The sequence below is a fragment of the Methylobacterium sp. CM6257 genome, assembly GCF_054611515.1.
In genome coordinates this window covers 893,485-907,359 of sequence record NZ_CM137735.1, presented here as the reverse complement: position 1 = coordinate 907,359, position 13,875 = coordinate 893,485, and the positions used below count along the sequence as shown (strand labels likewise).

At 66.8% G+C, this 13,875-nt stretch carries 14 protein-coding genes; 5 read left to right on the top strand and 9 right to left on the bottom strand.

Annotated elements, in window-relative coordinates; all coding sequences use genetic code 11:
* Positions 1 to 2 precede the first annotated feature (2 nt).
* A complete protein-coding gene (locus tag ACYCO6_RS04330; RefSeq protein WP_459769633.1) occupies positions 3 to 989 on the top strand; it encodes an ABC transporter substrate-binding protein in 987 nt (328 codons plus the stop codon).
* 60 nt (positions 990 to 1,049) lie between these two features.
* Here the strand turns inward: ACYCO6_RS04330 and ACYCO6_RS04325 are convergent, their stop codons facing one another.
* From ACYCO6_RS04325 to ACYCO6_RS04290, 8 genes are all read right to left on the bottom strand, one after another.
* The gene (locus ACYCO6_RS04325) at positions 1,050 to 1,535 is read right to left on the bottom strand and encodes a YidB family protein (RefSeq protein ID WP_459769631.1); all 486 of its coding nucleotides are present in this window, start codon (positions 1,533 to 1,535) and stop codon (positions 1,050 to 1,052) included.
* A 68-nt stretch (positions 1,536 to 1,603) separates the two neighbouring features.
* Entirely contained in the window at positions 1,604 to 3,019 is a 1,416-nt protein-coding gene (locus ACYCO6_RS04320) for a TAXI family TRAP transporter solute-binding subunit (protein ID WP_459769629.1), read from the bottom strand.
* A gap of 152 nt (positions 3,020 to 3,171) precedes the next feature.
* Positions 3,172 to 3,501 (bottom strand): CsbD family protein, encoded by a 330-nt coding sequence (locus ACYCO6_RS04315; protein ID WP_459769627.1) that lies wholly within the window; start codon positions 3,499 to 3,501, stop codon positions 3,172 to 3,174.
* 64 nt (positions 3,502 to 3,565) lie between these two features.
* Positions 3,566 to 3,769 carry a CsbD family protein gene (locus ACYCO6_RS04310; RefSeq protein ID WP_459769625.1) on the bottom strand — a complete coding sequence of 68 codons (204 nt, stop codon included), beginning with the start codon at positions 3,767 to 3,769 and terminating at the stop codon, positions 3,566 to 3,568.
* Between the two features lie 82 nt (positions 3,770 to 3,851).
* Positions 3,852 to 4,775 (bottom strand): PhnA-like protein, encoded by a 924-nt coding sequence (locus ACYCO6_RS04305; protein ID WP_459769624.1) that lies wholly within the window; start codon positions 4,773 to 4,775, stop codon positions 3,852 to 3,854.
* Between the two features lie 46 nt (positions 4,776 to 4,821).
* A complete protein-coding gene (locus ACYCO6_RS04300; protein ID WP_459769623.1) occupies positions 4,822 to 5,169 on the bottom strand; it encodes a CsbD family protein in 348 nt (115 codons plus the stop codon).
* Between the two features lie 65 nt (positions 5,170 to 5,234).
* Complete coding sequence (locus tag ACYCO6_RS04295) at positions 5,235 to 5,390, bottom strand: CsbD family protein (protein WP_459769621.1); 156 nt, start codon at positions 5,388 to 5,390, stop codon at positions 5,235 to 5,237.
* Positions 5,391 to 5,483: 93 nt separating this feature from the next.
* Positions 5,484 to 6,944: a PAS domain S-box protein gene (locus ACYCO6_RS04290; RefSeq protein ID WP_459769619.1), complete on the bottom strand. Its 1,461-nt coding sequence runs from the start codon at positions 6,942 to 6,944 to the stop codon at positions 5,484 to 5,486.
* A 293-nt stretch (positions 6,945 to 7,237) separates the two neighbouring features.
* Here ACYCO6_RS04290 and ACYCO6_RS04285 point away from each other — a divergent pair, with 293 nt between their 5' ends.
* The 4 genes from ACYCO6_RS04285 to ACYCO6_RS04270 all read left to right on the top strand — a co-directional run bounded on the left by ACYCO6_RS04285 (position 7,238) and on the right by ACYCO6_RS04270 (position 12,102).
* The gene (locus ACYCO6_RS04285; RefSeq protein ID WP_459769617.1) at positions 7,238 to 7,516 is read left to right on the top strand and encodes a hypothetical protein; all 279 of its coding nucleotides are present in this window, start codon (positions 7,238 to 7,240) and stop codon (positions 7,514 to 7,516) included.
* Positions 7,517 to 9,205: 1,689 nt separating this feature from the next.
* Positions 9,206 to 9,436, top strand: a complete 231-nt coding sequence (locus tag ACYCO6_RS04280; protein ID WP_459769615.1) for an alcohol dehydrogenase catalytic domain-containing protein — start codon at positions 9,206 to 9,208, stop codon at positions 9,434 to 9,436.
* Positions 9,437 to 9,486: 50 nt separating this feature from the next.
* Positions 9,487 to 10,428: a DMT family transporter gene (locus ACYCO6_RS04275; protein ID WP_459769614.1), complete on the top strand. Its 942-nt coding sequence runs from the start codon at positions 9,487 to 9,489 to the stop codon at positions 10,426 to 10,428.
* Positions 10,429 to 10,752: 324 nt separating this feature from the next.
* On the top strand, positions 10,753 to 12,102 hold the full coding sequence (locus tag ACYCO6_RS04270) for an MFS transporter (RefSeq protein ID WP_459769610.1): 1,350 nt from the start codon (positions 10,753 to 10,755) through the stop codon (positions 12,100 to 12,102).
* A 283-nt stretch (positions 12,103 to 12,385) separates the two neighbouring features.
* Here ACYCO6_RS04270 and ACYCO6_RS04265 read toward each other — a convergent pair whose 3' ends face one another.
* Positions 12,386 to 13,780, bottom strand: a complete 1,395-nt coding sequence (locus tag ACYCO6_RS04265; protein WP_459769607.1) for a multicopper oxidase family protein — start codon at positions 13,778 to 13,780, stop codon at positions 12,386 to 12,388.
* Positions 13,781 to 13,875: the final 95 nt, after the last annotated feature.

Below are 13,875 nucleotides of genomic sequence, written 5' to 3'. Positions count from 1 at the left end.
GGATGAGACGGCGCGACGTCATCGCGGGCCTGGGCGGCGCAGCCGCGTGGCCGGCGACCGGCCGGGCTCAGGCCAGAGGGCAGCGCCGGCTTGGCATCCTGCTCGTCTACGGTGAGACGCATCCCGACATCCCCATCATCATCGATACCTTGAAGGAGAGTCTGCAGCGGGACGGCTGGATCTGGGGCCAGAACCTCGCGGTGGATCTGCATTTCGGCAGCGGCGATTCCGGTAAGATGCGCCGTCAGGCTGACGAGATCCTGGCGCGTAAGCCCGACGTGGTGCTGGCCCAGGGCATCGTCGGCACGACCGCCCTCCAGCAGGCGACGACCGCCACGCCGGTCGTGTTCATGATGCTCCAGGACCCTGTGGGCGGCGGGTTCGTGAAGAGCCTGTCGCGACCGGGCGGCAATCTCACCGGCTTCACGAATTTTGACTTCACCCTGGTCGGCAAGTGGCTGCAGCTCCTCAAGGAGCTCAGTCCCGGCGTCACCCGCGCGCTCGCTCTGATCAACCCCGACTACCCGGCGCGGCTCGCGGGCTATTCGGCCGAAATCGCCCGCATCGGTCCCGGGCTGGGTGTCGATGCACGGATCGCCGGCGTACACGACGCCGCGGAGATCGAGCAGGCGATCACGCTCTTCGACAAGGGTGGGCAAGGCGGCCTGATCGTGCTGCCGGACGCGGTCACGGGCGTTTACAGCCGGCAGATCATCGATCTGGCCGCTGCGTACCGGCTGCCGGCGGTGTACGCCTACGCGGCACAGGTGCGGCTCGGGGGTCTCGCCGCCTACACAACCAGCGTCACGCAGGACGTACAGCGCGCGGCCGGCTACATCGACCGCGTCCTGCGCGGCGCCGTGGTCGGCAATCTGCCTGTGCAGGCCAACGAGCGATTCCTCACGCTGATCAACCTCAAAACGGCTGCCACTCTCGGGCTTATGATCGCGCCGTCCCTGCTGGCATCGGCCGACGAGCTGATCGAATAGGAGCCTGTCGTCGCGGCGGCACGGTTCCGGTGCCGCCACGACGGTTCGTTGCAGGGCCACTCAACCGAAGGACGGAAGGCGTCCGTCCGGCGAGTACCGATCGACTGCCGAGGGCAGATCTCGCGACAGGCGCGCCAGCAGCTCGCTCTTGCTCAGCCCGGTCCGCTGCTCCAGGGCAGCCAGGGTTTCGGGGCCGATCGCGCGCTCCAGGTCGGAGGCCGGCATGTCGCGGTTCGGCCCATGATTGATCCAGGATTGCGCCGTGTCGGCATGGCCGCCCTTGGTGAAGTGCTCGACGAGTTCACCGAGGCCGCTCGCGATCAATCCGCCCACGCCGGCGGAGCCCACGCCGCCGAGCACGCGTTCCAGGTTCGCCGGGATCGACGCGCTGGATCCGGAGGGGGCGGTCGGAACCTGCGGCACGGGTGAGTGGGCCGTGTCCTTGGCGTGGCCGCCAAGCCACTCGGCGATCTTCTCGCGATTCTGGTAGCCGGCCACGGCCAAGAGACCCAGCAGGGCCGTCATGGAGGGGTATCCCTTGCTCATCGAATCGTCCTCTTCGTTGATCGGGCTTCCAGGCCCGGGTGACACGGCGGTTGGCCGCCGCAGCTCTCTCACTCCGCCGCAGAGGCGGTGTCCGTGGGGATGATCCTCCCGATCAGCGCCGAAGCGTCCTCGGCCTGTCGGTCGGCCGCGATCGCGCGCTTGACGGTCGAGCGGGCCGCGTCGATGGCGATGGAAGCGGCCGACATGGTCCGGGCCTGGGTGGGCCGTTCGAGGGCGTGCTTGGCGATGTCCCCGGCGAGGTCGTCGATCTCCCGCGCCAGGATCTCGAGGCGCCCCGGATCGCCCGTACGCTGCGCCTCCTGCCGGATCTCCAGGAGGCGGTCGGTAGCCTCCTCGACGCGCTCGCGCCGCAGCCGCGACAGGCGCTGGCCGATCCAGGCCACCGCCGAGCCGATGCCGCCACCCAGGAAGGCGACGAGGTAGATCCAGGTCTCGTAGCGTTCGACGAAGCTCTGCTGCTCGCGCTCGAAATAATCGACCGCGCCCGGATGGATCGGGAGCCGCGCACTCGTCGCGCCCACCGTGCTGTCATAGGCGGGGGCCTGGACGTAATCCGCGGCGGGCGTGACGTTCGCCATGCCGCTGCGGAGTTCGAACAGGTGCTGGGTCACGTCGGCGGCCACCGAACGCGACAGGCTCGACCGGGCCATGAGGCGGTACGAAGCTCCGACGGTTCGGACTTCCTCGCCGGGCACCTTCGGACTTCCCCCGAAGGTCTCGGCCGGCATGGTCACCACTTGAAGCCGCGGCATGCGGGCGACGAAGGCCTCGGCATTCTCGACGTCGACGAAGGAAACCTTTCGGTTTCGGCTCGCCGCCTGGACGATCCCGACGATGCGCTGCGCCGCCGGCGCGGTCGGTGCGATGACCGAGAGCACGGCATCGACACGCTTGCGCGCGAGCGCGACGGCGAGATCGGGCTCGGTCACTTCGACCAGGGCGACGTGGCGGGCCGGCACGGGGCCCTCCGGCTCGGCCGGAAGCAGCGTCAGCCCGTAATGGGCGAGCATCGCTCGGATGAGCGCCTCGTCGGCGTCACGGTGCGACAGGATGGCCAGGCGCTTGCGATCGAGATCCGGGAACCGGTCGATCCCGGACGCATCCGGCGCGGCGATGATCATCGCCTGATCCCGCAGGATGGCGAGCGTCAGGCCATTGTCGGGAAGGTCCACATCCGGGCGCACGACGGCGAGGTCGGCTTGGCCGTCGCGCAAGGCGGCGGCGCTGTCCCGCACGTCATCGAACGGCAGGATCCGGAGACGGATCTGCTTGTGCCGCCTCGCCAGCGCCTCCGCATAGGCCTGGATCAGGGCGGGCTCGGTGCCGTCGCGAGGGGCGACCGCGACCGTCAGTACCGTCGCCCGCGATGCCCAGTAGGCCACGGCCGCGCCCGCCCCCAGCAGAATGGCGAGCGCCAGGAACACGATCTCCGGTCGTAGGGATAGCTTGGCGCGTGGCTTCATCGGCCGGAGCCCCCGCTGGTCGCGGTCCAAGAACCTTCAGTAGGTCCGGTCGTTCCTGCCCCGGTTCCCGTATCGGCGGCCGAGATAGGCGACGAGCCTCGGAACGATGAACGCCGTCAGCAGCTTGCGGAGCATGGCTTGGATCCTTGGTCTCAGCGGGCGCGCCGGACCAGCCACCCGGCCGCGAAGGCGAGCGCGGCGATGCCGAGGACGGTGTTGGCGCGGTGGCCCTCGGCGTAGCGGAGCGCTTGGCGGCCGTAGGTCGCACCACGGCGGCGCGTCTCGTAGGCCAGATGACGACCGTCATCGGCGAGATCCTCGGCCCGCTGCCGGGCCCGGCCGTAGGCGTACTGCGCGCCGCCGGCCACTTGGTTCACGGCGCCGCGCACCTGTCGGGCCGGGTCACCGGTGATGCCGCCGAGGGCAGTCTGTGCCCTCCCCTTCAGGTGACGGGATGCGCCCTGGATGCGGTCGCGATTCATGATGTTCTCCTGTTTTCGGTTTGGCATCGAAGGCGGGGCCGGCCCGACCGGCCCCGCCTGCACGTCACTTCTTACCGATGACCTTGTCGGCGAGGTTCTTGGCGCCGTCCTTGACGTCGCCCGCCGTCTTCTGCGCCTCGCCTTTCAGTTCCTGCGCCTTACCCTCGGCCACGAGCTTGTCGTTGCCGGTGACCTTGCCGGCCGCCTGCTTGACGTTGCCGACCGCCTCGTTGGCGAGGCCCTTGATCTTGTCGGTGGTGCTGCTCATCGCATGCTCTCCTTGAGGTGGATTTGGCCGGCCCTTCGCCGGTGATCGGCAGCCCCCGCGGTTCAGCGGGGGCCGGTGGGGATCAGACGCGCCGGGTCTCGTAGGCGCCTAGCAGGGTCGCGGGCTTCGGGGCGCCCAGGCGGCCGCCGAAGAAGGCGGCGAGCGCACCGAGCGCCAGGGCGACGGCCGCGTAGAACGCGCCCTGCGTGGCCGCGGACTTGGCCGTCGCGGCCGCAGCCTCAGCCTTCTGCTTGGCGGTTGCGACAGCCTGGTCGTACTGCTTCTCGTAGTCCTGAACCTGCTGGCGCGCTTGATCGGCCGGGATGTTCTGCGCCTTGGCCAGAGCATCCGCGGCGCGGGCCTCGGCCTGCGCCTTCTGGGCCGGGTCGCCGGTGAACAGGGCCTTGATCGCGGCCACGGCGGCGTCGCGGGCAGCTTGGGGATCCTGGCCGGCCGCCTGCTGGCGGACCTTCTCCTCGATGCCGTCGAGCGGGTTCGAGATCTTCGAAAGCGAAGGCGCCGCGGCCTGCGCGGCCGTCTGCGCGGTGCCGCCGACGAGGTTACCGGCGCCGCCAAGCGCGCCCGAGACGGTGCTCAGCGTGCCGCCGACCAGGCCGGTCGCCGCGGAGGTCAGGAGGTAGAGGACGACCAGCGTCGTCACCGCCCAGGAGACGAGGCCGTGGAGCGCAGCCGCGCCCGGCAGGGTCTTGCCCGAGAGCCGGCCCGCTATGGCGCCGCCGGCGAGCGAGGCGAGGATGCCCGAGGCGACGAACCACACGCCGGCACCCATCGACACGGTGGACGCGGCCGGGTTGTCGCCGGCATTGCTTCCCACGGAAGCCAGCCCGACCCCGACGCCGACGAGGTTCAGAATGACCTGGGTGACCAGCGCGGTCGCGGCGCCGGCGAAGATGGCGCCCCAGGAGACTTGGTTGAGCAGGAGCGCGCGCGTGTCGGCGTGCGCCTCTGTGCCGAGCGGCGTTGAAACGGTCTGGATGGTGGTCACGCTGTCACTCCGGGTATTTGGTCGTCGAAGGTCGAAGGATGGCGGCTCAGTCGCGGCCAGCATTGACGAGCAGGCCGAGGCCGAAGCCGACGAGTCCCGCGATGACGAGAGAGGCGAGCGGGTACTCGGCCACTTGGTGCCGCACCTCGTGGGTGCCGCGGCGCAGGTAGTGACCTCCGCGCTCGTAGGCGTCCTCGGCGTAGTCGTAAGCCTCTTCGGCGACGTTCCGGACCGTGTCCTTTGTCTGACCGTAGAGGTTCTCGGCCTGACCGCTCGCCTCGCGGATGCGGCCTTCCACCGAGTCCCGCTTCGAGCCGGTGAGGTCGCCGACCGCGCTCTGCACCTTCCCGCCGAGTTCCTTGGCGGCACCGGTGATCCTGTCTGTATCGATCATGTTCCTCTCCTTCTTTGCATTTTCAGTCGAGCGGCTCACCGGAGCCGCCAGATGGCGTTTGGCGATCAGCCTTTGCGAGACCCAGCCCCTGACGGCCGCCAAGCCTCCTTCTGACGCCGGCCTTCGGCTTCGACCCGGGTGTCGCCGGTGAGCTTGCCGATGGCCTCCTTCACCGAACCTTTGAGGTGTTCGGCCGAAGTTCGTTGCGCATGTCCACTCATGAGCGGCCGTCTTTCCTGGACAGCTTCGACCTCATCTCAGATGTTGGCCGCCCGCTCGTGTTCAATAGTGCAAATGTACTAGTAGATTTAACTTTAAATAACTGGCGACTGGAGCGGGAAACCGTTCTCACGTCCCCAAACGACGGCCTCGGTCCGTCGATGAACGCCGAGCTTGCGATAGAGCGCCGCGCCGTGATTGCGCACCGTGTTGCGCGACAGGCCGAGCTTCCTGGCAATGGCATCGTCGCCGAGGCCGGAACAGATCAGGTTGAGGATCTGGCGCTCGCGCAACGTCAAGTTCGGTGCCGAGCCGTCCGTGTTCTCGCGGCCGGGCTTCCGGAGATTGGCGAGCTTCTCGATCAGCCCGCGGCTGAACCAGGAGGTATCGGCCATCACGGTCTCGATAGCGTCGAACAACTCGCGCTCGGTGTGCTTGCGCTCGGTGATGTCCTGCAGGACGAGAAGCACGAACTCGGCATCGTTGATCGTCACGCGCTCGGCCGAGATCATGCAGTCGAGATTCGTGCCGTTCTCGTGCCGCAGGCACGCTTCGACGCCCAGCACGTAGCCGCTCCGGGCGAGCGCCGCCTCGAAGGCTTCGCGCTGGGTATCGTTCACCCACAAGTCGGCCTCGACCAGGGTGCGTCCGACGATCCGGTCCTCGCCAAGGCCGAAGACGCGGCCGAAGGCCTCGTTGACACTGGTGACGTGAAAATCTTCGGCCCGGACCAGCACCGTCGGGATCGGCGTCGGCCGGAACGCCTTGGCAAAACGCTCCTCGCTCTGCCGCAGGGCGGCCTCGGCCTTCCGGCGCAGCTCCAGATCCGCGAAAGTGAAGAGCATGCAGGGCTCATCGCCCATCTCGATGGGCTGGCCGGCCACGATGACGAAGCGCCGGCCGCCGTCGGGCAGATCGAGGCAGGCCTCCATCTGCGGGATCGTGCCGCCCTCGTTGAGGCGCGAGATCGCCAGATCGCGATTGCGTGCGCCGGCCAGGACGTCGAGCTCGTAGACACTGCGCCCGATCACCGCGTCCCGGGTGTGGCCGGTCATCTCCAGGAAGCCGTGGTTCACCTTCACGTGGCGCAGGTCGGACAGCCGCGTGATCACCGCGGGCGCCGGGTTGGCATTGAAGGTCCGCTCGAAGCGCTCCTCGGCCTCGAACTGGTCCGAGACGTCCTTGAGGATGAGCGCCAGGCAGCTCGGGCAACCGTCGCGGTCGGTGGCGACGAGGCTCCGCAGCGAATGGACGAAATCGACGCCGGGCTGGTCGGTCCGCAAGACCTCGACCACGACATCGTGGAAGGTCTCACCGGCGACGACACGCTCGATCGGGTAATTCTCCGGCGTGCGATGGTTGCGATAGCGCAGCGAGAAGCGCTCGCGGTAGGCGTCGACGGTCGACCCGAGCTCGTCGAGGCTTTCGGCGCCGTGCATGGCCAGAGCCGCCTCGTTGGCATAGGCGATCGTCTGGTCAGGCTCGACCAGGATCACGCCCTCGCTGAGGCCGGCGATGATCTGCCGGAGTTCATGCCTGTCAACGCCCGTCGTCACGACCCGTCCGGTCCTCGTCTTCGCATCACTGCCCGTTCGGCAGCGCGGCACAAACGGGTTGCGCGCAAGCAGGTTCCGCCGCGTCCGCGATTTTCACTGGTATACTTGCATCAATGACGCCATCGTTATCGACCAGGGATAAATCACAGGCTCTCCAACCGGGCGCATCAACTCTCTGCCAGACGCCCGACCTCAATCGAGATGAGTTATCTCCCGTGCAGACCGCCAACAAACAGCGGGAACCGGCCGAAGCGTCGGGCCCAGCCACTTCCCACGTCCATGACCAGCTGGGTTTGCGGCAGCGGAAATACTATCCAGAAGTTGCAGCGATCGAAGCGGGCTCCCGCGTCGGTGCGGTGCTGGTACGCCTCTCCGCTGCCCTCGATGCCGCCGAGGCGGACCGGCACGTGCCGGGCGCCCTCCAAGACGACCTGATCACGATGGTGGCGCGTCTACGGCGCGACGCCTACGCGAGCCATGCGGCGAGCGAGCTGTTCGTCCTCCATCTCACGGCCGGCGCCGAGGCGCGGCCGGCGCGGAATGAAGTACGAACCCAGGAGGTCCATCCATGACGGGCCGATCCCGGCTGCCTCGGTTCATCATCCCGATATTCGTCCTCCGGTCGGCGACGGCGTGGAGACCCGAAGCGTCCGCTGCCGGGCGCTTCGATGGTGCTTGGTCGGTTACAGCTACGGCGAAAACCGGCACCTGCACGGGTGCTTTTTGATACCCGATCCTCATCCGCGACGGAGTCGTAGGGGATGGCGGCAACCGGGGCATCGATGCCTCAGGTCGCGCCGGCGCGGATGGCCTCATCAGAGGCGAGATCGGGACCGCCTCGTCCCGGATCTCCGTCACCGGAAAGCTCCGTGACGCCTCAACCCTGGGGCGACGGACGCTCGCCGGACTGGCAGCCTGCTCGGGCCGCTGGACTGCCCGGCGTATAAGCTGAGCCATCCGGCATGCGGTGCGAAGCCGGCCCGGAAAGAGCCGACCCCGCGCAAGACCGCCCGCCGTTGGACGTGGACAGAACCGAGAGGCCCGGCGATGCCGGGCGGGGCGCACGAGGTCCGCCCCGGCCAACGACGATCACGAATTTCGCGCCCGAATTGTGCCATGAACCCGCTGTCATCTGAACAGACATCGCCGCCTTGAAGAGCATACCGGTAGACGAGGACTGGACCCTTAGCCCGGCGCAGTATTGAGAGCACCAACACCTCGTCATCCTTTGCTGCGGCCTGACGGGATCCGGGCGTGACCGCTCCGGGCACCAGAACGAACCGTGCGACACAGGGAGTGACAGCGTGAACAGCGACGACATCCCCTTCTCGAAAGCGATCCTCACAAGCGCCGCTTCGGGTCTCCCATCAAGGCTGCGCACAGTTCAGGAGGCCTTGGCCGCCGTCGAGACAGCCCGTCTGCCGATGCGGCGTTCCGGGCCCGCCTGGCTGGAGGTTCACAAGCGCTTGGCCACCGCGCGGGCAGACGGGGCTTGCGAGCATGCGGAGCGCGCAAGGCGGGCGCTTGCCATCACTCTCGATGCTGAGGATGGCGGAACTCGCTGTATCCAGTGGCCATGAGGCTCCTTCCGGCGCGGCCGCCCCCTGCACGCTCATCGCTAATGCCTGGTCGGGACTCCTGGCCGGGCCGGTTCCGGGTCAGGGATGCGGTTTGACGAAGCCGAGCAGTGCATACAGGGCCCACGCCGCCAGCATTAAAGCGGATACCCCGAGCGAGATCAGGAGCCAGCGGTCGAACGTTCTCGCGTCACGGTCGGCCTGGGCTGCTGCGCACGGCACGCAATACACCGTTCCGCTGCGGATCGTACGGCCGCAGGAACGACACGTGCTGAGCGGGGCGGGCATAGGTTGCGTGCTCTGCGCCGGTAATTTGTGACGTTGCCGTTTCTCGGATCGAACTCTTAACGCACCGGTGTAAACCAGACCTCAAAACAACAACGCGCGGCGTCCGAACTCGCCCCCCTGCACGAGCAACGGGATGTTCGGACCAGTATTCCCCCCCACCCCGGTTCAGGTGTAGCGCCCGGTTTCGCGAGGCCGCTTCAGCCCCCCGATCCGACAAAGCCCGCGGGCGAAGCTGCGGGCGGGGCATCTCCGAGGCGGCAAGCCGGCTACCGGCGAAGCTAGCACCCGTCGGCGGCAGGGCGCGCTCCCAGCGACCGATGTGAACGCCGCGGGCCCCGGGGGAACTCGGGCTTTCTCTCAACGTCGCCAAAACCGCAGAGGCCGGAGCCCCCTGGAATGTTGGCGATGAATCACCGAGGCCCGTACAGGGTCCAGGTCGATCGAAAGCCCGTGCCGGTCTGCGAGCACGTCCAGGATGCGGTCGTGCCGATGACGCGCACCTGGATCTGCGGCTCCGACCTGCACCTCTACCACGGGCCCGTGCCGGACACCCGGGTCGGCATGACCTTCGGCCACGACTTCATTGGCGTCGTGGTTCCGGTCGATCGGCCATATTCGCGGAGCTGAGGCGGCGATAGCGGCCTGACTGCCTCGGAGTTGCTGTGCTACGGGCAGCCATGGCTCACGTTCGGTCCAGCTCAGGCCTCCCTCAGGTTGGCTCCCCTTCCGCAGCAGGCGCGTACGCGTTGCTGACGCTCACGAGCCTGATTTGGGCCGGCAATGCCGTCGCCGGCAAATGGGCTGTCGGTCAGGTCTCGCCCTTCGCGCTCACAAGCCTGCGTTGGCTGGTCGCCTGCGCGGCACTCGTCCCGCTCGCAGGCCGGCAAGTCGCGCGTGAATGGCGCCTGCTGCTGCCGGGCTGGCGCCGGATCCTGCTCATGGGCAGCTGCGGCTACACGGCGTTCAACGCTCTCTTCTACGTCGCAGGCACTCATACCACCGCGGCCAATCTCGCCCTGATCCAAGGCGCCATCCCGGTCATCGTTCTGGTTATGAGCTTTCTTGTGTACCGCGCGCCGGTCGGGCTGATGCAAGCCGTAGGCGTGCTGGTGACTCTCTTCGGAGTCGCCATAGCCGCCACCCATGGTGACCTGCAGGTTCTTCGTACGTTCGCCTTCAACAGGGGCGATGTCTTCATGCTCATCGCCAGCCTGCTGTATGCCGGCTACACCGTGGCCCTGCGTTCCCGACCGGCCGTGTCCGGACTGGCCTTCTTCGCCGCAATGGCGGCGGCCGCGCTTCTGAGTTCCTTACCGCTCCTGGCAATTGAGTGGGCGAACGGTGGGCTCGTCTGGCCCACTTGGGAGGGTTGGGCGATCGTGGTCTATGTTGGGCTGGGTCCATCACTCGTCTCTCAGCTCTTCTTTATGCGAGGCGTGGAGCTGATTGGCCCGAACCGAGCAGGCATGTTCGTGAACTTGCTTCCGGTGTTCGGCGCATTCTTGGCCGTGGCTTTAGTCGGCGAGCCATTCCGTTCAGATACGGCCGCCGCGCTCGCCCTTGTTCTTGGCGGGATCTTCGTCGCAGAGCGGCTGGGCAGACGCCGGCAGACGACCTGACCGGCCGGCGAAACCCTTGGCGCGCTCGCGACGCTGCGTCTGGGTCGAGGAACAGACATGCTGCTTTGCGTCAGGGGCCGGCACCGGCTCAGCGACCAGGGCCGAAACCTCGCAAGTGCAACCCTCCCGAACACACCTCAGCCGCTCTCGGAAGGCGGCATCGGCAACCAAGGTCGAACTGGTGACAGCTCCATCTCAGTTTTTATGGCCAGGACATCATATCCCGCCGCCCACATGCCTCGATCAGCCGGAAGAGTACGGCTGAAACACAGGCTCTAGCCCCACTAATCGCCGAATAACAATCAATCGGAAAAAGATAGCGTCATGGATCGTTCGGAAAAGCAAAGCAGATTCAGGTACGTCATATTCTCATCGATCGTCGTCATTGCGATGATCAACTACATCGACCGTGGCGCGATCTCCTACGCCGCAGCCGACATCACGGCTGAGTACAGCCTGGATCGCGCGGCCTGGGGCGCTGTCCTCGGCTATTTCGGATACGGCTATATGTTTGGCGCCCTGATTGGCGGCGCCCTGGGAGATCGCTTTGGCGCCAAGCTGGTCTGGCTGGTGGCCGGCGTTGCCTGGTCGCTGTTCGAGATCGCGACCGCCTATGCGGGCGATTTTGGGATTGCCGCGCTGGGCGGTTCGGCCCTGGCGGGCTTCGCTGTCGTGCGCGTCCTGTTCGGGTTCTCGGAGGGTCCCGCCTATTCCATCATCAACAAGACCGTCGGCAACTGGGCCACACCGCGTGAGCGCGGCTTCGCGGTGTCGATTGGGCTGCTCAGCACACCTTTAGGTGCACTCCTGACGGCACCGATGTCGGTCGGCCTGCTTCTGCTCACCGGCAGCTGGCGCGCCATGTTCTGGATCCTCGGCCTCTCCGGGCTGATCGCGCTTCTCGCGTTCATGCGTATTTTCACCAATCGCCCCGAGGAGAACCCGCGTGTAAGCGCGGCGGAACTCGCCGAAATCCGAAGTGGTGTCCTCGACCGCAACGCACCGTCGTCCGCGATCGTCAGGGACGAGCCCGACGTTCCGTGGTGGATGTTCTTCACCAGCCGCACCATGGTCTTCAACACGATCGGCTACTTTGCCTTCATCTACGTCAACTTCATGCTCCTAACCTGGACACCGAAATACCTACAGGATCAGTTCCACTTCAACCTGGCTTCGCTCTGGTATCTGGGCATGATTCCGTGGACCGGACCGTGTGTTACGGTTCTGCTGGGCGGCCGCTTCTCCGACTGGCTCCTCAGACGTACGGGGAGCCTGCGCATCGCTCGCAGCTGGTTTGCCGCGCTCACGCTGCTCTTGACGACAATCGTCTTTCTCGGCGTGTCACAGGCCACGAGCCCTGCGGCCGTGATCGCCCTGATGACCCTGGGCAACAGCCTGAATGCGCTCGTCAATACCGTGTACTGGACCGTGGTGATCGACACGGCTCCTCGGGAGCGCCTCGGGGCCTGGAGCGGCTTCATGCATTTCTTTGCCAATATCGGCTCGGTGCTGGCGCCGACGCTCGCCGGAATTTTGGCGACTGCCTACGGCTACCAAGCGATGTTCATCGCTACGGCTGTCGCCACCGGAGTGGGCATGGCCGCGATGCTGCTGGTCAGTCCTGGGGTGTTGCCGACGCGCCGCAGCCCAGTCCTGAGGAGAGCCGCAGACTGACCTCACGACTGCCGGCAAGGCAGAAGTTGAGGAATTAAGCAGCGCGGAGCGTCCGCTTCTGGCTTTCAGGCCGGAAGCGGACCGATTGGCATCGGCCGGTTCGCGAAGCGCCCGGCCGCAACCCTGAGCGGCTGGATTGAGTGGGCGCGGAAGTCCGAGCATCACGGGATGGACGTTCGGCTTGAGGGCCGAAGCAGCCGATTCCTCTGCTCGAATAATCCATTGAGATGGAAGGCTTCGAGACACCATTATCGGTTTCGCGGCCGCGCCCCTGACGAGGTGCTCAGGTGCTGTAGTGGATGAGCCCGGCAAACCCCTCGTCCATGTGGTCCTGATGATGGCAGTGGAAGAAGGTCGCGCCAGGGTCATCCGCTACGAAGTCGATCTCCGCCTTCGAGAAGCGTGGCATGCTGATCGTGTCCTTCATCAGCCCCGACATGGGCTGTTCGCCGACTTTGGTCACCTCGAACGTATGCCGGTGGATGTGCACCGGGTGCTCGTCGCCGCTATGATTGTCCATGATCAAGCGGTAGCGCTTGCCCCGCTGCACCGTGAACAGGGGATTGGTGTCAGGCCAGGACTTGCCGTTGATCGTCCAGCGGTTGTAGCCGCCGCGGCCCCCGGGGATCTTCTCGAATTTCAGGTTGATGGTCTGGTCCGGTTTCGGCGCGGCTTCGGTCCGGGCGAAGGCGGCATAGCGCCAATCGTCCCGCTGGGGCTTGACCCATTGCGGCTCGCCCTGATGGTTCGCGTATTCGACCACCACGCCCATGCCCATCTGGCGGTCGTCATCCTTGGTCGAGCCGAGCACCCACACGCCGGGATTGTTCATCTCCACGATGACGTCGGCCCGCTCCGCCACGTCGAGCTTCAGCACCTCGACGGCGGCTTGCACCGGCACCGGGTTGCCGTCGAGCGCGATGACTTGGAAGCGGTGACCCGGCAGGGACAGCGCGATGCCCATGCTGGCGTTGGCGTTGAGGAAGCGAAAGAGCACCCGCTCCCCCTCGCGGACGCGCACAGGCTCCCCGTGTCCCAGCATCCGGTCGCCCAGGGTCGCGGCGCGGAACATCGCCTCCAGACCGTTGTCCGGGGGTGGGCCCTTCTTGATGTCCTGCATGCTGACCCAATGGCCATCCCAGGTGTGGGAGGCCAGAAGCACCTCGCGGTCGTAGCGGCCCGGGTCGCCAGCCGCCGGCTCCACGATCAGGAAGCCGAACTCGCCCGAATAAGTGCTCCTGGTCAGGTCCTCCATGGCCATGGCGTGGCTATGGTACCAGCGCGTGCCCGCGGGCTTCGGCGTGAACGCATAGACCAGCGACTGGCCCGGCACGATGATGGGCGACCCCTCCTCGGTCGCGCCGTCCTGCTCGGGCGGGATATACAACCCGTGCCAGTGGATGAGGTTGGGATAGCCGCTGTCGTTGACGACGTTGATGCGGACGGGCTTGCCCTCCTGCAGGCGCAGGGCCGGACCCGGAACCGTGCCATTGTAGGCCGTCGTCTTGATGACCTTGCCGGGCGCGATCTCATGCGAGACCGGGGCGATCCGGACCGTGTGGTCCGCTTGCGACTCCGACGCGCGGGCCGGGACCGGTGGGAACGCGAGGCCGAGCGCGGCGGTGCCACCGGCACGCAGGAACTGACGACGGTCTGGGTGGGGCAGGCGGATGGGCATCGTGGCGTCCGGGTCGCGACAGGGGCGGGACCGACCTGCGAGCGGGCCTTGTTCCAACCCCTCGCTCCCGATATCGAAAGGCGATACCGTAGGAT